Raw genomic sequence first — 17,973 nt, 5'->3', positions numbered from 1 at the left:
ACGATTCCGAGGATGGCTGGCCAGGGCGTCCACAAACCCACGTTCTGCCGCATCTGCGAACCCTTGTGCGGCATGGTGGCCACGGTCGAGGACGGCAAGCTGGTGTCGCTGCGACCCGACAAACAGCATCCGTTGTCCGCCGGCTTCGCCTGCCAGAAGGGCATCGCCTTTACCGAAGTCGTCAACGACCCCGACCGCGTGCAGACCCCGTTACGCCGCACCGCTTCCGGCTTCGAGCCGGTGACATGGGAGACCGCGCTGGACGACATCGCCGCCCGGGTGGCAGCGATCCACCGCCGGCATGGTTCCGGGGCGTTCGGGTGGTACCTGGGCAATCCGGCCGCGTTCAGCTACTCGCATCTGTTCGGGGCGATGTCGTTCATCAAGGGCATCGGCCGGCACAGCCACTTCTTCACCTCGTCGTCGCAGGACACCAGCAGCCGGCTCATCGCCAGCCAGTTGCTCTACGGATCGCCGATGTCGGTGCCGATCCCCGACTTGACGCGCACCGATCTGCTGGTCCTGATGGGCGCGAATCCCATTGTGTCGCATGGTAGTTTCCTGACCGCGCCGCGCATCAATGACCGCTTGCACGACATCGTCAAGCGCGGTGGTCGGGTGATCGTGGTCGACCCTCGCCGCTCGGAGACCGCGGCGCAGTTCGAATGGTTGGGGATCGTTCCGGATTCCGACGCGTACCTGTTGCTGTCCCTGCTGCAGGTGATGTTCACCGAAGGACTGGCCGACGACGTCGCCACTCGGGCCGACGGCGTCGACTGGTTGCGGGCGCAAGCTGCGCCGTTCACCCCCGAACAAACTGAGTCCCGCACCGGAATCCCTCCCGCGACGGTGCGAAACCTGGCCAGGACACTGGCGAACACACCGCGGGCTGCGTTGTACGGGCGCCTGGGCACCTGCGTGGGCCGGCAGGGCACGCTCACTACCTACCTCATCGATGCGGTCAACCTGATCGCCGGCAACCTCGACCGTCCCGGCGGCAGCGTCTTCGGCACCCTGGGCATGCCGGGACAAAAGTGGGGCCTGAAGCTGATGGGCTGGTCGCTGCGGCGTTCCTACCAGCGCAACCGCACCCGTGTCGGCGGGTTCGGCACTGCAATCGGGGCGGAACCGGCTGCGCTGATGGCCAAGGAAATTACTACTCCCGGCACGCGGCAGATCCGCGCGCTGTTCGTCGGAGCGGGTAACCCGGTGTTGTCGGTGCCCAACGGCGACGAACTGGAGCGCGCGGTCGACGAGCTGGATTTGATGGTCGGCCTCGATTTGTACGTCAACGAGACGACCGCACACTGTGACTACGTTCTGCCCGTCACCACCATGTACGAGCGCGACGACTTCGCCCTCACCTTCCAGACGTTCCAGGCCACACCGTTTCGCCAAGTCACCGAGGCGGTAGTCGAACCGGTGGGTCAGGCCCGTACCGAATGGGACATCATCACCGACCTGATCAGCCGGATACCGGCCCGCACCCCCGCCTTCGCCGCACTGTCCACGCTGCGGCGCACGCTGGCCGCCGTGGGCAGGCAGATGCAGCCACGACCGGTTGTCGACATGATGATTCGGATGTCCGAAGGCGGGAACAGGTTCGGCCTTCGCCGCAGTGGCCTGACTTTCCGGCGCCTCGCCGAGCGGCATCCCCACGGGGTGGTCGTGGCACCGCACCTGCGCACCGGCGTGCTCAACGAGGTGGTGGCATACGGTAACGGCCGAATACGTCTGCACCACAACGACGTCGAATCCGAGCTGGTCGCGATGTCGCGGCGTACCTGGTCGCCGGACTACCCGCTGCGGCTCATCGGGATGCGCGAATCCCGCTCGGAGAATTCGTGGCTGCACAACTCGCCACTGCTGATGCGCGGCAACCGGTCTCAGCGGGCGCTCATGCACGCCGACGACGCGGCGCGGCGGGGGATCGGCGAGGGCGACACCGTGACGGTGCGTTCGCCTTTCGGGCAGATCGCCATCGCGGTCACCGTGACCACCGACCTCGTCCCCGGCACCGTCGCCGTGCCCCACGGCTGGGGCCACAAGGGCACCGGCAGCTGGCAATTGGCCAACCGGGCCGGCGGTGCCAACGTCAACCAACTGACGTCCAGCAACCCCGCGGACCTCGAGGCACTGGCCGGCATGTCCTGGCTGACCGGGGTGCCCGTCGAGGTCGCGGTGCTCGATCAGATGGGCGCCGGTTAGCCCGTCCCGAACCAACGGCTGACTGCGGCCACCAGACCGCGATCGGAGCCCATACCCACCCAGGCGACGTGTCCGTCGGGACGGATCAGTACGGCGGTGGGTGACTCGACCCTGCCGAGCACCGGAAGTTCGCAATTTACATCGCTTTTCGCGTGTACCAGCCGCACGCGATGCGACGCTTGGCCGACCTCGCCCGGGTCGCCCAGGTTGAGCAGGACCGGCCGCGCGTCGTGTAGCAGCGTGAAGAGCCGCGTTCGGCCGCCGCCGGTGCGCAATTCGAGGTCGGGCATGCGCCGGCCCAGCAGCGGGTGCCCCTCGCCGAGGTCGTAGCGTATGTCGAGTCCTGACATCATCGCGCCGAATTGTTTGCGGGCCTGGTCGATTGAGAGCAGGTCGGACACGGTGTCGTACACGGCGCGGGTGCGGTCGTCTTGGCGTAGCAATGCCATCTGCGCCACCGCGTTGCGCAGCACCCGCGCCGCTACCGGATGCCGTTCGCTGTGATAGGTATCCAGCAGCGTATCGGAGGCCACCCCGTTGACCACCTGGGCCAGCTTCCAGCCCAGGTTCACGGCGTCCTGCAGACCAGTGTTGAGGCCCTGCCCGCCGATCGGATGGTGCACGTGCGCGGCGTCTCCGGCCAACAGAATTCGCTCGTCGCGGTATGCCGCAGCCTGCCGGGCCAGGTCGCTGAATCTGGAAATCCAACGGATGCTGTGGATTCCGTAATCTGAGCCGAACACCGCCACCAGGCCCTCGCGCAGGTCAGCAAGGGTCGGCCCGGAGGAAGCACCGATCCTGGGCTCCGTCACCATGATCCGCGCGGGTCCCGCGTCGCCGGTGCGGCTCAACGCGTGGATGCCCAGCGCGTCGCGGTGGATACCCCACGGCGGTTGGGCACCAGGGGCCAGCTCGGCCTCGGCGATCAGGTAGCTCGTCGTCGGGTCCCAACCCGGAAACTCGATTCCGGCGGCGCGGCGAATCGCACTGCGACCGCCATCGCACCCTACGACGTACTGCGCACGCAGCATGGTTCCATCGCATAGTCGAACGTCGACCCCGGTGCCGTGCTGGGCGACACCGGTCACGTCGCTGCCACGCCGGATCGGTACCGCGAGCTCATCCACCCATTCGGCGAGGATGCGCTCGATCTCCCGCTGCCACAATGCAAGCCCATACGGATGCGGAGTTGGTAAATCGCCGATTTCCAGGCGAATCTGCGCGTACCCAGCCAGTTGGGATACCTGGCCGACGCTGAGAAACCGGTCGACGATGCCGCGCTGATCCAGGATCTCCAAGCTGCGCGAATGCAAGCCGCCCGCCCGCGATTCAACCAACTCCTGGTTTGCACGTCGTTCGACAACGGCGACATCCACACCGGCCAATGCCAGTTCACCGGCCAGCATCAGCCCGGTCGGACCCGCTCCGACAATGATCACCGCGTGGTCGCACGCTCGACCCCGGTGCTGCCAAACTCGCATTCTTCAACCCCCCGGTTGCTTCAGTTCTGCTCTCGGCCAGCGAGTTTGCATTATCAACCGGGTCTTGCCGCAAGCCCCCACCTGCGGTATAGGTTGAAAGTGCGGGGGATTACCTCGCCAACCTGCCGGAATCAGCGGCGGCCCAGGTCAATCCGCATCCGATCGAAACATCAAGCGGCGCATCGAAAGAGTACGACCCGGCCAGACATTCGCGGACATGCTCGGTCAGTGCGTCACGCTCGCCGTCGGCGACCTCGAAGACCAGTGTTTGGTCCACCTGCAGCAGCAGGCGGGAACTCAGGCCCATGGCGGTGAGCGCCTCGTCGATGTCGACCATCGCGGTGTTGACGATGTCGGCCGCGCTGCCCTGGACGACCATCGCCAGCGCGTCGCGTTCGGCGGCCTGCCGTGCCGCGGGGTCGCGGCTGTTTAGGTCGGGCAGGTAGCGCCTGCGGCCCAGTAGCGTGGCGGCGTAACCCGCCTCGCGCGCCTGGTCGGCCTGATCGTCCGCACCCCCGCTCAGCTGGCCGATGATGCGGCTCTCGAGTTCGCGGTAGCCGGCGCTCATCAGTTCGGCATACCCGGGTCCGGGTACCAACGCCTCGCGGGTGACGGCGCGCAGGTCGGGGTCGGTCGACGTGACGGCGCCGGTGACCGTGCCGGTCTGATCGAACGTGGCATGGATACGACCATCGGGGGCAACCGAATTCGGCGGCATGGCCGCTGCGCCGCGGGCCAGCGAGGCGTGATCCACCGCGATGCCGGTGCGCTCCATACCGGCCAGTACCCGCTGTACCGGCAGTGCGACCCGGCCCAGCAGTGCGGACGAGTCGATACGCGCCAACTCCTCGTCCAGCACGTCGGCGAGGTCGAGCACGGCGCAGGTCCGCAGGATCAACGCCTCGGGCGGGCCGGCATCCGAACGGTCCGGTTCGGCCGCCGCGGCGGGCAAGGCGCAGCGCATGTGGCGCATCAGCAGGTCGTTGAGCGCCGGGCCACGGCGCTCCGGATGGAGCAGGTGCGCCGCCAGCATGGTGTCCGAGGTGACACCGCGCAGCGTCCACCCGCGGCCGGCCAGCGCGTGCATCGCCGCCTTGACGTCGTGCACGGCCTTCGGTGGCCCCAGATCGGCCAGCCACGACGACAGCGCTGCCTCGTCATCGGGGGTCAGCGTGCTGACCTCGATGTAGCGGCCCTCGCCGTCGGCGGCGACGATCGCCAGCGCGACGGCTTCAGAGTCGTGGTTCGGCGTGCTGCCCAGCACATCCAGGCCGAATCGATTACCCAGACTGTGTTCGGACAGCCAAGCGGCGAGTTCGCCGGCGCGCAGCTCGCGGCCGCGTACGTCGAATCCGTTCGACATGCTGCTCATCCTGACCTCAGAACCAGGCGTCCCGCATCTCCAGCGTGGTGCGATCCAGACTGGCCAGCAGGTCCAGTTGCGGCCCGGTTCTGGGCAATTCGTAGCGGAAGAAGTAGCGGGCCGCCTGCCGCTTGCCTTCGTAGAAGTCGCCGTCACGACCGTGCGCGGCAACCAGCTGTTCGAGCCAGGTCCAGGCGATGACGAGATGCCCGAAGGCTTCGAGGTAGACCGCACTGTTGGCCAGGGCCGCTTCCACATCGCCCGCTGCGAACATCGACGCGGTGACGTCCACCAGGCGCTGCCAGGCCCGGTCGAGTTGCGTCGCCAGGTCGGCCGCCTCGCCGGCCAGCGCGGCCGCGCTGGCCACCGTCGCGGAAACGACCTTCGTCAGCTCCACCAGACTGGCGCCGCCGTGCTGAGTTACCTTGCGGCCCAGTAGGTCCAGGCTCTGAATGCCGTGGGTGCCTTCGTGGATCGGGTTGAGGCGGTTGTCCCGGTAGTGCTGCTCTACGTCGTACTCGCGGGTGTATCCGTACCCGCCGTGTACCTGGATCGCCAGGTTGTTGGCTTCCAGGCACCACTGTGAGGGCCAACTCTTGGCCACCGGGGTCAGGATGTCCAGCAGCAGCCCCGCAGCTTCGGACTCGGCCCCCGATTCCGGGCTGGCCTGCACGTCTACCAGGCGGGCACAGTAGAGTGCCAGCGCGAGCGCCCCTTCCACATAAGACTTCTGCGCCAACAACATTCGTTTGACATCGGGATGATCGATGATCGGCACCTGCGGCAGTGCCGGGTCCTTCGCGGTCACCGGCCGGCCCTGTGGACGCTCCCGCGCGTACCGCAGCGCCTTCAGATACCCGGTGTAACCCAGGGCGATCGCACCCAGCCCGACGCCGAGCCGTGCCTCGTTCATCATGTGGAACATGTAGGTCAAGCCGCGATGTTCTTGCCCGACAAGGTAACCCACTGCTCCCGGTCGACCGCCGGGTTGATGACGGCCCTCGCCGAAGTTCAGCGCGGTGTTGGTGATGCCGCGAAAGCCCATCTTGTGGTTCAGTCCGGCGAGTACGACGTCGTTGCGCTCACCGACCGAACCATCTTCGCCGACAAGGAATTTCGGAACGATGAACAACGAGATTCCTCGGGTCCCGGGTGGTGCACCGGCAATCTTGGCCAACACCAGATGCACGATGTTCTCCGAGAGTTCGTGATCTCCACCGGAGATCCACATCTTGGCGCCGAACAGGCGATAGCTGCCGTCGTCCTGCGGTTCGGCGCGGGTGGTGATGTCGGCCAGCGACGAACCCGCCTGCGGCTCGGACAGACACATGGTTCCGGTGAAGCGGCCGGTCAGCGTCGGCTTGACGAACCGCTCGATCTGGTCCGCGGTGCCGTAGTGCGCCAACAGGTTCGCGTTGGCCAGGCTGAGCAGCACGTACCCGGCCGTCGCCACGTTCGCCGCGTGAAAGAACGCCAGCCCGGCCCCGGCGACGACCGTCGGCAGCTGCCATCCGTCCAGCGCATGATCCATGCTCATGGCCAGCAGGTCGGCCTTGGCGAAGGCCTCCAGCGCCTGCTGCACCTCGGGTATGACGGTGACCCGTTCGCCGTCGAACGTGGGCTCGTTGGCGTCGTTCTTCTTGTTGTGCGGCGCGAAGTAGCGGGTCGCCAGGTCTTCGCAGAGGTCGAGCAGCGCGTCGAACGTCTGCGGGGAATGCTCGGTGAAGCGGTCCCGGGTGGTCAGGTTCTCCACTGCCAGCCATTCGAAGAGCAGGAACTCGAGATCGCGCCGGGACAACAGATTGGACGTCACTGCAAGCCTTCCCTGTGTGCCTTGTCTACCTGACCACCTTGGCACCAGACCACGCGCCGGCGCACACCGGCGTAGGGTGGAAAGAGAAGTTAAATGAGCTAACTAAGCGGTACTGTCCGCGAGAGGGGTGGGATCATGGCCCGAACTGACAACGACACCTGGGATCTGGCATCGAGCGTGGGCGCCACCGCGACGGCGGTCGCCGCATCGCGTGCCATCGCATCGCAGGGCCCACAGCCACTGCTGAACGACCCGTGGGCTGCCCCGCTGGTGCGCGCGGTAGGCGTCGACACGTTCGTCAAGCTTGTCGACGGAGAGATCGACGGCGCCGACGATCCGCTGCTGAATCGGACGGCGATAACCGAACAGATCACCGTCCGCACCCGGTTTTTCGACGACTTCTTCATCGAGGCGACCCAGGCCGGAGTCCGGCAGGTGGTGATCCTGGCCTCCGGCCTGGATACGCGAGCCTATCGACTGCCGTGGCCGGCCGGCACCGCCGTGTACGAGATCGACCAGCCCGAGGTCGTCGAATTCAAGACCCGCACGCTGGCCGACCTCGGTGCGGAACCCGCCGCGCTGCGCACCACGGTGGCGATCGATCTGCGCGAAGACTGGCCGTCGGCCTTGCGGGAAGCGGGATTCGACACCGGCCGGCCGACGGCTTGGATCGCCGAGGGCCTGCTGGTCTATCTGCCCGCCGAGGCGCAGGATCGCTTGTTCGACAACGTTTCCGCGTTGTCGGCGCCCGGCAGCCGGCTGGCAACCGAGCACATGGACTTCAGCCGGATCGCGCCGAACTGGGCCGATAAGCTCACCGAGCGCTCGCGGCGGATCGGCTCGAACATCGATCTGGCCTCGCTGTTCTACACCGGTGACCGCAACACGGCCGCCGACTACCTCACCGGGCACGGCTGGCGGGTGACTGTCAAAACCACCGAACAGGCTTATGCCGCAGAGGGTTTCACGGTTCCCGACGACGATCTTGCGTCATTCGGCGAGGCTTCGGGCTACCTGACGGCGGTCAAGACTTAACGGCGCTCGCCCGGTTCGCCTCAAGCACCGCGCACCGGCGAGACGGTGCTGCTCGCCCGGGCGGCCAGTTGCTCGAAATCGTGGATCAGGACGGACTTGCTCTCGATCGTGATCCAACCCGACTCGACGAAATCCGTCAGGGCCTTGTTCGCCGTCTCGCGTGATGTGCCGGCCAGCTGGGCGATCTCCTCCTGGGACAGCCCGTGGTCGACCCGCCAGGAAGTTCCGGCGCGGACACCGAATCGCTTTGTCAGCAACAGCAATTGCTGCGCCACCCGCCCCGGTACGTCGTTGAAGACCAGATCCGAGACGATATCGTTGGTTCGCCGTATCCGGCGGGCCAGCAGTCGCAGCAGTTGGTCGGCGATCTCCGGACGCTCCCCGACCCACGCCCGTAGCGTGTCGCCCGCCATGACGACGGCGCGCACCCGGGTCAGGGCTACGGCGGTGGAGGATCGCGGCGCCGGGTCGAAGATCGACAGTTCACCGAGCATGTCCGACGGGCCCAGCAGGGTGATGAGGGTCTGACGGCCGTCGCGGCCCTTGCAGCCGATCTTCACCTTGCCCTCGGCGATGATGTACAGGCAGTCGCCCGCCTGACCTTCCACGAAGATCGTCTGTCGCCGGGCGAACGTCACCCACGGCAGCGATTTGTCGAGTTCAGCCAGGACATCACGGTCGATCCCGTGGAAGACGCCGGCCCGTGCCACGTTGTCATCCATCCCCAGCCTCTCGCGTTCCGGTAAGCGTTCGGATCCCACGGATCGTCGCGACTGGTCCGCGCCACACACGCGATTCCCGCTGATTATACAGCATGACTAGACGCTTTATGCAATTCGTCCAGTCGCGTCGGAGTGGCGTCCCGGGGCGCCGGTATCGCTGGTCGCAACGATTTGTACGCTGCATTCGGGCGAATGACCGGCACGGTCGACCCGGGACGTTGACGGAGGTTTTCATGGCTACACAAATCCCGCTGGTCGACTATCTGGTGCTCGACGAGGGCGAGCCTCATCTCGTCGCACAGGAATGCGCCGGCTGTGGCGCCCGGTACTTCGACCGCCGCAATGCCTGCGCCGGCTGCTTCAAGAACGAGTTCAAGACCGTCCCGGTCGCAACCGAGGGCACGGTACGGACTTTCACCATCGTCACCTTCGCCGCCCCGGGGATCCCCACGCCCTTCGTCGCGTCCGTCGTGGACTGCGACGGGACGCAGGTCCGCGCCAACCTGGTGAACGTCGAACCCGATCCCCAGCATGTCCGCGACGGGATGAAGGTGCGCCTGACCACCTATCCGGTCGGCACCGATTCCGCGGGCACCGAGGCGATCGGCTTCGGGTTCGAGCCCGCATAGATCTCGACATCTGACGAAGGAGCGATGATGGGCGCCAGCGACGAAATCTGGATCCTCGGAATCACGATGACCAAGTTCGGAAAGCACCCGGATCTGGACACCGTCGACCTTGCGGCACAGGCCGCCACCGGGGCGCTCGCCGATGCCGGCCTGACCATGGCCGACATCGGCGTGCTGGCGGCCGGCAACCTGATGGCGGCCAACGCCGGGATCGGTCAACAGCTGCAGAAACAGATAGGCCAGACCGGCATCCCGGTGTACAACGTGGCCAACGCGTGCGCGACGGGGGCGACCGCGCTGCGGACCGCCATCATGGCCGTCAAAGCCGGCGAGGTCACCTACGGCATGGCCGTCGGCGTGGAGAAGCTCTCCGGCGCCGGCCTGCTCGGCGCGGGCGGGGCGAAAAAGGCAGACTCCGACGTTTGGGCGCCCAAGGGCCGTTATGGCGCGGTCGCACCCGTGGACGGGCGGATCGGCACCGAGGCGATGCCCGGGGTGTTCGCCCAGATCGGCACCGAGTACGGCCACAAGTACGGCGGCACCAGTTTCGAACTGTTCGCCAGGATCAGCGAGAAGAACCACGCCCACTCGACGCTGAATCCGCTTGCGGCATACCAGAAACGGTTCACCCTCGAGCAGATCATGAACGACGTGATGATCGCCTATCCGAACACCCGGGCGATGTGCTCGGCCAACTGCGACGGCGCCGCGGCCGCGATCGTGTGCAACGGGGAGACGCTGAAGTCGCTGTCGCTCGAACAGCGCCGCCGCGCGGTGAAGGTGTCCGCGTCGGTGCTGACCACCGACCCCTACGAACCGGGCTGCCAGGTGCTGCCCAACGTCAACACGCTGACCCGCAACGCCGCCAAAACCGCCTACGAACAGGCCGGTATCGGCCCCGAGGACTTGGACCTGGTGGAGTTGCACGACTGCTTCGCCACCGCCGAGCTGGTGCACTACGACAACCTGATGTTGTGCGAAGAGGGTGGCGCCGCAGCGTTTTTCGAGTCCGGCGCCACCTGGCGCGACGGCTCGACGCCGGTGAACGTCTCCGGTGGTCTGCAGTCCAAAGGTCACCCGATCGCGGCTACCGGTATCGCCAACATCTGGGAGGTTTGTCACCACCTGCGTGGTGAGGCCGGCGACCGCCAGATCGAGAACGCCAAGGTCGGACTGGCCCACGTGATCGGCCTCGGCTCGGCCTGCGGCGTCCATGTGCTGGAGAAATCAGCCGTCTGAGTTCGGTGGCGTGTGCGGTCAGCGAAATGGGTATCTAGGCTTCACAGCGAATCCCCGACCACGCACGAAGACGAAAGATTCACGATTATGCAGGCAACGGTCACCCCGGAAGCCGAAAGCGCCATCACCGAGATCGCCCAGCGCCACGGACTGTCCCGCGAAGCGGTGCTGGCCATGCTGTTCGCCATCCACACCGGCGGCGGCACCATGGCACAGTTCTCCATCCCCGAGCTCGGCGGGACCGGGCAGTGGATGCGGGGCGGGATGACGATGGTGGGCAACATGTTCGACAACGCGCTCAAAGCGCGCGTCGACGCGCTGTGCAACGAGCTGTCCCAGCTGATCGCCACCACCACCGTGTTTCGTGGCTCAGCCACGGGCGCCCAGGCCGGGTTCACCTCGTCGAACTGGTGGCCGGCGGACCTGGGCGTGCCCAGTTCGGCCGGCGGGCAGAACGACACCAGGTACGCGGTGTTCCCGAACACCAGGCGTCTGGCCATCCAAATCAACGGCGCGGTAAGGGTTTTCGACACTGGTGACCACCAGATCACCGGTGTGCAACAACAGCAGGGGCGTGGCACCGGCACGGTGCAGTTCACCAGCCAATTCGGCACCTTCGACGTGTCGAGTCTGCGTGAACTCGGTGCGCAGCAGGTGGCCGAGACGCCGACGGCTGCCCCCGCTGCCCCCGCCGCCCAGGCGGCCCATGCCGCCCCGGCGGCTCCCCGGCACGCCTCCCCCGCCCCGGCGCCCCAAACCGCGCCACCGCAGCAGTCCCCCGCGACCGCGTCGGGCACCGATCCCGGCGCCATCGTCGCGGCGATCGAATCCCTCGCCGGGCTGCACCAACGGGGAATCCTGTCCGACGAGGAGTTCGCCGCGAAGAAAGCCGAACTGCTCGGTCGGCTGTGACACTCACCGGCGACGCAGCACCAGCAGTTCGCCGGTCAGGGACCCGTCTTCGAGCAGCCCGCCGATCGCCGAGCTCTGCCGCTCGGCGAGCTGCCACGCTTCGGTATGCCCGTACCGCTCGCCGAGCACACTGGTGACGGTGTCGACGCGGTCGTTCCAGCCGTCGGGAATGGCGGGCAGGTCCGCCGTGGTCAGCCATTGCTCGATGCGCAGCGAAGCGTTGTCGGCGAGTTCGCGCAGCCGGTCTGCGGTCGGAAAGTAGTTGCCGTCGAGTTGCCCATCCGGCAATTCCCGGCGGGCGACGAAGGTGAGCAATCCAATCGGCCCGGCCGGCCGGACCACGCGGCGCAACTCGACGAGGAAATCGAGTTGATCGGCCGTCGTACACAGCACCCCCAGCGACCAGGCGGCATCCACGCTCGAGTCGGCCATCGGCAGCGCCGATCCGGAGGCGCGCACCACCGGGTAGCCGAACAGCCGCTTGGCCGCGCGGCAGGCTCCGGCTTCCGGTTCGACGAGCACGGGGCGCAGCGAGCGGGCACGCGCGGCGTAGGCCGCGGGTCCTCCCACCCCCGCGCCGGAGTCCAGCAGCATCCCGTCCGCAGGCAGCCGCATGTGCTCGAGCAGCCAATTTAGTGCGGCGGGACTCCCGCTTCCCCGGCAACCCGCGGGCACGTAGTGGTCGGGTCCGAGATCCACCGCCACCTGCGCTGTCCATTCCGCGACCGTGTCGAACTCGGCCGCCATCGCCTCGGTCACGCCACCTCCTCCCTGATTCGCCTGCCGACCTCCGCCTTGATCTCGGCGCCCACCCGGGCACCCGACGACGACGCCAACCCGGAAACGTTGACGCCCTCGACACCCTCGATGGCCAACAGTGCCCGCGCCTCCTCGACCGCGGCGGCGATTCCCGCGGCCACCGGATCGGCGGCGTTGAGCACCTGCCTGGTCACCGATTGGTCGAGCCGCAGGCCGGGCAGGCCTTCCAACACGGCCGCTGAAACGCTGTCGGTGAACACCGCCACGGCCGCGATCACTGGAATCGACAGCCCCGCCGAGCGGGCCGACTTCATGAACTCGGCGATCATGTCCGGGTACGGAACATGGTTGAGCACCGCCACGTCGGCTCCGGCCCGCTGCTTGTGCACCAGCCGGGCCGGTCGCTGCGGAACGGGCGGAGCCGTCGGCGTCTCGGGCACCGCGGCGATCATGCCGACCGAGGCGGCCAGCGCAACCAACCGCGGCCCGTCGAGATCGAATGTCTGGGTGACGTCCGGTCGTACGTCGTAGCCGCGTCCGTCGCCGGTCACGCACAGCACCGTGTCAACCCCGATGCTGCGCAACCCTTTCAGCTCCTGCTCGAGGACCACTCGGTTGCGATCGCGGCAGGACAAAGTGATCCACGGAGACACGCCGGCGTCGAGCAGCAAAGAGCCCATCAGGGTCGGCGGAAAATCCGGTTTGTTCTGATGCTCCCCGACCAGCACCGCGTCGCACGCGGGCGCCAGCAGCGCGGCGGTCGCGGCGATGTCGTCGCGATCGAACGGGGTGCAACTGAAATCGGTGAGAATCAACGGGGCACGCACCGCGTCCGCACGGCGTCGGGCGCGCGGCACCGGGCCCGTCCACGGCACCACGTCCTCGAATGCGCAGTCGCCAGCCCGCATTTCGCATTGGCCGTCGGGTCGCACGCCGCCGCAGGGTCCGAATGTCATTCGCTTCGGACAGTCCGCCGATATCGACATCTCGTCCCTCCGCGAATCCGTTCTCGCCCGGCGGGTACCCATAGATGGGCTCGGGCAAGCGTGCTCACCGACGTGGCGGTAGCACCGGCGTCACCAGCTCACCGGTTTCCAGGTAGCTGTCCAGGTTGCGGATTGCCAGCAGTGCCATCGCTTTCCGGGTCTCTGCGGTGGCGCTACCGATGTGCGGAAACAGCACCACGTTGTCCAAGTCGAGCAATTCGGGCGGCACGTTGGGTTCGTCGGCGAAGACGTCGAGTCCGGCGCCGGCCAGTCGGCCGCTGGTCAGCCGTTCCACCAACGCGTCCTCGTCGACGACGCTGCCGCGGGCGATGTTGACCAGGTAGCCCTCGGGGCCCAACGCGTCCAGGACGGCGCGGTCCACCAGGTTGCGGTTGCCGTGACCGCCGGTGGTGGCAACCACCAGCACGTCGGCCCACTGCGCCAACTGCGCCGGGGAATCGGCATACCGGTACGCCGACCCGTCGATCCGATGGCGATTGTGATACCCGATGGCGCAACCGAATCCGGCCAGCCTGGTCGCGATGGCCGAGCCGATACGGCCCAGGCCGAGGATTCCGATTCGGACCCCGCTGACGTCCCGCGCGTACGGGAAGGGGCCCTCGGCGGCCCAACGGCCCGCCCGCACGTACCGGTCGGCGGCACCGAACCGGCGCAGCGCCATCAGGATCAGGCCCAGCGCGGTATCGGCGACGGTGTCGGACAGCACGTCTGGGGTGTTGCTCACGCCGATGCCGAGGCGGCGAGCCGCCTCCAGATCGATGGCATCCACCCCGGCGCCGTTGTTGACGATCACCTCGAGATCGGGCAGCGCGGCCATGGTGTCGGCATCCAGGCCCGGGGGACCGGAAGTCAGCGCGACGCGAACGCCGGGGCCATGCTCGGCCAGATACGCGGCCCGGTGTTCTCCGCCGGGCAGCCTCACGATTTCATACCGTGCGGCCAACTCCGTTTCGAAGGTTCGCTCGAAGTCACCGACACCCAGGACGTCACGCAGCTTCCGTACCGGCACGGGTCAATCATGACTCAGCGCAGTGCACCTGCGACGGGTTCGGCGACGGGTCCGGCGAATTCGGTGCTGAGCGTGACGGTCTTCTCCGCCTTCGGATACCACCCCTGCGGAGCGTACTGGCTGGTGTGCAGATAGCACTGGATGCGCACCTCACGACTTCCGGGGACAAAGGTCAACCGTCTGCTCAACGGCAGCGTGGTGATCGGCATGTGGTGGCGGCTCAGCGAAGCCGCGTTGACAAACCAGGTCCCCCAACGCCGTTCGATGTGGGTCTTGCCACCGAAGTCGTCGTCGGGATTGGTATGGGTGTGTCCGGCGATCCATAACGCCACCCGGCCTGGGTGTTCGGCGAGAAAACGCTCGAACACCCCGGAATCCGGCCGGCTGTCAACCCAATACAGATACGAGGCCCCCTGTGGGGTGCCCTGCTCGAAAGGGCGGTGGTAGTGCTCGCGCCACCGTCCCTCGGGTCCCTTGCGCACTCCTTCCCATTCGCCGGACGCGACCGTGGTGTCCTTCAGGACGTAGTGGTGCACGGTGACGACGATCGCGTCGGGATTGGTCAGCACCATGCGCTTCCACCAACGGAACGTCTCGCCGCTGACCACGCCGCCGGGATTGCCGCCCAGAGTTCCGCGTCCAACGGTCTGGGTGGGTTCGTTGCGGTCGCTGAGCATCAGAAACAGCAGATTGCCGACGCGAAACGAGTAGTGCTGCCAGGCACCCTGGACGGGGTAGCGTCGCGCCCGCGGGTCGACCCCGGAAAATTCGGTGTGCTCGCCCAATGGATCCACCCATTTGCGCCACCACCAGGCTTCGGGTTCGTCGAGTCCGCTGCGGTCGTGGTTGCCGCACACACTGTAGATGTCCTCGCGGCGGTGGCGCCGCAGGACCGCGAACTGCCTGCGCAACTCCCGACCTTCGGCATCGTCGGGTAGCTGATGATGCGCCCCCGACATGTCACCGACGTCGATCGCGATGTCCCAGTCGAACGGCGGCCCACCTTCGTTGCCGCCGTACTCGGACTGCGAGATCGCCTCGGCCAAGCTCGCTCTGCCGTGGGCCTTGTCCGTTCCCACATGGGCATCGCCGAACGCCCAGATCCGGAATGGGTCAGCCATGCTCGGTCACCAGCAGTCCCCAGCGGCGACGGATCAGCCGGTCGGCGGCGCCGAAGGCGGAATCCATCACGATGCCGATCAGCAGGATGACGATCATGATTGCGATCGCCGCCGGCATGTCGGCCATGTTCTGGGCATTCTCCAGCAGCACGCCGATCGAGGCGGTGTTGCTCACCAGCACCACCAGCTCACCGGCCATCAGGCTGCGCCACGCGAATGCCCACCCTTGTCGAAGTCCGCTGACGAACATGGGCAGTGAGGCGGGCACGATCACGTGCCGGTACAGCGCGACGCCGGTCAGTTCCATCGTCTTGGCGGCACGCAGCAGCAACGGCGGGATGTGATCGGCGCCGGCCATCACGCCGATGGCGACCGAGGGGGCCGCGCCGATGACGATCACGAACAGGATCGCCGACGTGTTCAGCCCGAAGAAGATGATGGCGAAGGGGAACCACGCGATCGCGGGCATGGTCTGCAAGCCGGTGATGATCGGGCCGAGCGCGGCCCGCAGCAGACCATTTCGTGCAACCAGAGCTCCGGCAATTGCTCCGATCAGCAGGGCCAGGCCGAATCCGAGCAGCGCCCGGTTCAGCGTCGTCCAGACAGCCTGCCACAGCAGGGGTTCCTGCACCTGCTGGCACAGGTTCGCCACCACCGCCGCCGGGCCGGGAAGTACGACCGGCGATTTCCAGCCGCTGAGGTAAAGGATCTGCCACGTCACCAAAATCAGCGCGACGGCAAGCAATTTAGCGCGCAGCGACGACATCATTCCGCGAAACCAATTGCCCTGCAACGCGTACACCGCTGCGGCATGTCCACGCGTCATCGCGTCAACCATCGGAGCTTTCTCCTTCCTCGCGAAGCCGTGCGGTGATTCGTGCAGCGAGTTCGGCGACCGCTGCGGTGTTGATCTCGCGCGGTCGTGTCACCGGGACCTCGAACTCCGCCACAATGCGCCCCGGTCTTGCACTGAGCACCACCACCCGATCGGCCAGCCGCACCGCCTCCCGAACGTTGTGCGTGACGAAGACAACAGTCAGACCCCTTGCTGCGACAATGTGTTCGAGTTCCGCGTGCAGCCGGTCGCGGGTCAGCGCATCCAACGCTCCGAACGGCTCGTCCATCAAGAGCACATCCGCGTCCTGGGCCAGCGCGCGGGCCAGGGCAACGCGCTGCCGCATCCCGCCGGACAGTTGATGCGGTCGGCTCCTGGCGAAGTCGCTGAGCCCCACCGTCGCCAGCAGTTGCGCCACTCGTTGTTTACGTTGTGCGCGTGGCTGATTGCGCGCGCGCAACACCAGCTCGACATTGCCGGCCGCGGTCAGCCAGGGAAACAGCGCCGGTTCCTGAAACATCAGCGCCACCCGGCGCCCCCGGGTGGCGATCTGCCCGCCCGACGGCTGGTCCAGACCAGCGATCAGCGAAAGCAGGGTGCTCTTGCCGCAGCCGGATGCCCCGACGACACAGAGGAATTCGCCGCTGCGCACCAACAGTGAGATCCGATCGAGGGCCAGCGTCGCCGATGAACCCGTTCGGTATCCCTTGGTGACGTCGAGCAACTGCACGGCGGGCGGGGATGCGGACTCGACCACGGCCAGACCGGTGCGGTGAGAGAGCCGGTTCATGTGGCGACCTGGGGCCGGCCGGATGCGGCGAGCACCGCGTTGAGTGGCCCCTGGTCGAACAAGCCGTTGATGTCCAGCGGCTTGAGTAAGCCGATCGCCACCGCTTTGTTGACCTGGTCGCGCAGCGAGGCCATGCCCGGGTCGTTGGTGAACGTCGTCTCCTGGAACGACGCGGTCAACACGTCGGGCTCCAGCCCCTTGCCCAGCGATTGGGTCAACGCGGTGTTGGCCGACCGCGCGGCCGCCGCCGGATCACGCGCGATCCTGTCGTTGGCCTGCACCTGCGCACGCAGTAGCGCGGCAACGGCGTCCGGGTGCGCAGCCAGAAAGTCTTGGCGTACCACCAGCACCGTGATGGTGTTGGGATCCGACCACAGTCGCACCCCGCCGGCCTTGATCAGCTGCACGTCGAACGGTGCCGAGTCGATGGCGCCGGCGATCTGGTTGGAGACGAACTGCTGCACTATGGCCGATTCGGGGCTGGTCGGCTTGATCGAAACATCCCCTCCGCCTTGGGTATTGACGTTCAAACCGTTTCTTGCCAGCCAGTCCCGCAGGCTGACGTCCTGGGTTCCGCCGAGCGCGGGGTCGGCGACCGTCCTGCCGCGCAGGTCCTGAGCGGAGTTGATGCCGGGCTTGACGACCATCGACGTGCCGCCGCTGGCCGCGCCGGACACGATCTTGATCGCCGTGCCGCCGGATCGCTGCCAGGCGTTGAACACGGGATTGGGCCCGATGTACGCCGCGTCGAGCTGTCCGGACAGCAGTGCAGTCACCTCCTCGGTGCCCTGGCTGAACGGCTGGGTGGAGAGCTTGACTTTGGGCCCGAGTTCGGTGGCGAACAGTCCGTCGGTGATGCCGACCAGCGCGGACGCGTGCGTGATCCGCGTCAGATATCCCAGGCGTAACGGCAAGCCCGAGGACGAGGAGTTGGATGCGCGGGAGCATCCGTCCGAGAGGCCGATCGTGGTCAGCAGGACCGCGGCGGCCAGCGCCTTGATGATGAATCGATGGTGTGCCATGGGGTTCCTAATGGGATGCGGAGATCGG

At 66.9% G+C, this 17,973-nt stretch carries 16 protein-coding genes; 5 read left to right on the top strand and 11 right to left on the bottom strand.

Annotated features, from left to right (window positions below):
• Positions 1-12: 12 nt before the first annotated feature.
• Positions 13-2,208: a molybdopterin-dependent oxidoreductase gene (locus MKCMC460_RS02345; protein ID WP_236979661.1), complete on the top strand. Its 2,196-nt coding sequence runs from the start codon at positions 13-15 to the stop codon at positions 2,206-2,208.
• Here MKCMC460_RS02345 and MKCMC460_RS02340 read toward each other — a convergent pair.
• The 3 genes from MKCMC460_RS02340 to MKCMC460_RS02330 all read right to left on the bottom strand — a co-directional run bounded on the left by MKCMC460_RS02340 (position 2,205) and on the right by MKCMC460_RS02330 (position 6,865).
• A complete protein-coding gene (locus tag MKCMC460_RS02340) occupies positions 2,205-3,689 on the bottom strand; it encodes an FAD-dependent monooxygenase (RefSeq protein ID WP_238305279.1) in 1,485 nt (494 codons plus the stop codon). The two genes, MKCMC460_RS02345 and MKCMC460_RS02340, sit on opposite strands and share 4 nt — an antisense overlap.
• Before the next feature lie 109 nt (positions 3,690-3,798).
• On the bottom strand, positions 3,799-5,052 hold the full coding sequence (locus tag MKCMC460_RS02335) for a DNA polymerase (RefSeq protein ID WP_238305278.1): 1,254 nt from the start codon (positions 5,050-5,052) through the stop codon (positions 3,799-3,801).
• 16 nt (positions 5,053-5,068) lie between these two features.
• Positions 5,069-6,865 (bottom strand): acyl-CoA dehydrogenase, encoded by a 1,797-nt coding sequence (locus MKCMC460_RS02330; protein WP_236979657.1) that lies wholly within the window; start codon positions 6,863-6,865, stop codon positions 5,069-5,071.
• Between the two features lie 135 nt (positions 6,866-7,000).
• Between MKCMC460_RS02330 and MKCMC460_RS02325 the strand changes: the two genes are divergently transcribed.
• A complete protein-coding gene (locus MKCMC460_RS02325; protein WP_236979656.1) occupies positions 7,001-7,900 on the top strand; it encodes a class I SAM-dependent methyltransferase in 900 nt (299 codons plus the stop codon).
• Positions 7,901-7,920: 20 nt separating this feature from the next.
• Here the strand turns inward: MKCMC460_RS02325 and MKCMC460_RS02320 are convergent, their stop codons facing one another.
• Positions 7,921-8,622 carry a Crp/Fnr family transcriptional regulator gene (locus MKCMC460_RS02320; protein WP_236979654.1) on the bottom strand — a complete coding sequence of 234 codons (702 nt, stop codon included), beginning with the start codon at positions 8,620-8,622 and terminating at the stop codon, positions 7,921-7,923.
• 233 nt (positions 8,623-8,855) lie between these two features.
• Between MKCMC460_RS02320 and MKCMC460_RS02315 the strand changes: the two genes are divergently transcribed.
• The 3 genes from MKCMC460_RS02315 to MKCMC460_RS02305 all read left to right on the top strand — a co-directional run bounded on the left by MKCMC460_RS02315 (position 8,856) and on the right by MKCMC460_RS02305 (position 11,402).
• Positions 8,856-9,251 (top strand): Zn-ribbon domain-containing OB-fold protein, encoded by a 396-nt coding sequence (locus tag MKCMC460_RS02315; RefSeq protein WP_236979652.1) that lies wholly within the window; start codon positions 8,856-8,858, stop codon positions 9,249-9,251.
• A 27-nt stretch (positions 9,252-9,278) separates the two neighbouring features.
• Positions 9,279-10,490, top strand: coding sequence for a thiolase family protein (locus tag MKCMC460_RS02310; protein WP_236979644.1), 1,212 nt, complete (start codon positions 9,279-9,281; stop codon positions 10,488-10,490).
• Between the two features lie 87 nt (positions 10,491-10,577).
• Positions 10,578-11,402, top strand: coding sequence for an SHOCT domain-containing protein (locus MKCMC460_RS02305; protein ID WP_238305277.1), 825 nt, complete (start codon positions 10,578-10,580; stop codon positions 11,400-11,402).
• A gap of 3 nt (positions 11,403-11,405) precedes the next feature.
• On the opposite strand, the gene MKCMC460_RS02300 is transcribed toward MKCMC460_RS02305, so the two are convergent.
• From MKCMC460_RS02300 to MKCMC460_RS02270, 7 genes are all read right to left on the bottom strand, one after another.
• Positions 11,406-12,161 (bottom strand): class I SAM-dependent methyltransferase, encoded by a 756-nt coding sequence (locus MKCMC460_RS02300; protein ID WP_236979638.1) that lies wholly within the window; start codon positions 12,159-12,161, stop codon positions 11,406-11,408.
• Positions 12,158-13,147 (bottom strand): methylenetetrahydrofolate reductase C-terminal domain-containing protein, encoded by a 990-nt coding sequence (locus MKCMC460_RS02295; protein WP_255731132.1) that lies wholly within the window; start codon positions 13,145-13,147, stop codon positions 12,158-12,160. Before MKCMC460_RS02295 ends, MKCMC460_RS02300 begins: the two co-directional genes overlap by 4 nt.
• A 64-nt stretch (positions 13,148-13,211) precedes the next feature.
• Positions 13,212-14,177: a 2-hydroxyacid dehydrogenase gene (locus MKCMC460_RS02290; RefSeq protein ID WP_236979629.1), complete on the bottom strand. Its 966-nt coding sequence runs from the start codon at positions 14,175-14,177 to the stop codon at positions 13,212-13,214.
• A 14-nt stretch (positions 14,178-14,191) separates the two neighbouring features.
• Positions 14,192-15,298 carry a metallophosphoesterase gene (locus MKCMC460_RS02285; RefSeq protein WP_236979627.1) on the bottom strand — a complete coding sequence of 369 codons (1,107 nt, stop codon included), beginning with the start codon at positions 15,296-15,298 and terminating at the stop codon, positions 14,192-14,194.
• Positions 15,291-16,136, bottom strand: coding sequence for an ABC transporter permease (locus tag MKCMC460_RS02280; RefSeq protein WP_236979625.1), 846 nt, complete (start codon positions 16,134-16,136; stop codon positions 15,291-15,293). Before MKCMC460_RS02280 ends, MKCMC460_RS02285 begins: the two co-directional genes overlap by 8 nt.
• Positions 16,129-16,863 (bottom strand): ABC transporter ATP-binding protein, encoded by a 735-nt coding sequence (locus tag MKCMC460_RS02275; protein WP_309297864.1) that lies wholly within the window; start codon positions 16,861-16,863, stop codon positions 16,129-16,131. The genes MKCMC460_RS02280 and MKCMC460_RS02275 overlap by 8 nt, the downstream gene beginning before the upstream one ends.
• A 56-nt stretch (positions 16,864-16,919) precedes the next feature.
• A complete protein-coding gene (locus MKCMC460_RS02270; protein WP_236979621.1) occupies positions 16,920-17,945 on the bottom strand; it encodes an ABC transporter substrate-binding protein in 1,026 nt (341 codons plus the stop codon).
• Positions 17,946-17,973: the final 28 nt, after the last annotated feature.

The sequence above is a fragment of the Mycobacterium sp. 20KCMC460 genome (assembly GCF_022179425.1).
In the GTDB taxonomy this organism is placed as follows: Bacteria; Actinomycetota; Actinomycetes; order Mycobacteriales; family Mycobacteriaceae; genus Mycobacterium; species Mycobacterium kiyosense.
Note: the sequence above shows the minus strand (reverse complement) of the source record. Positions and strands in the feature narration are given on the sequence as shown.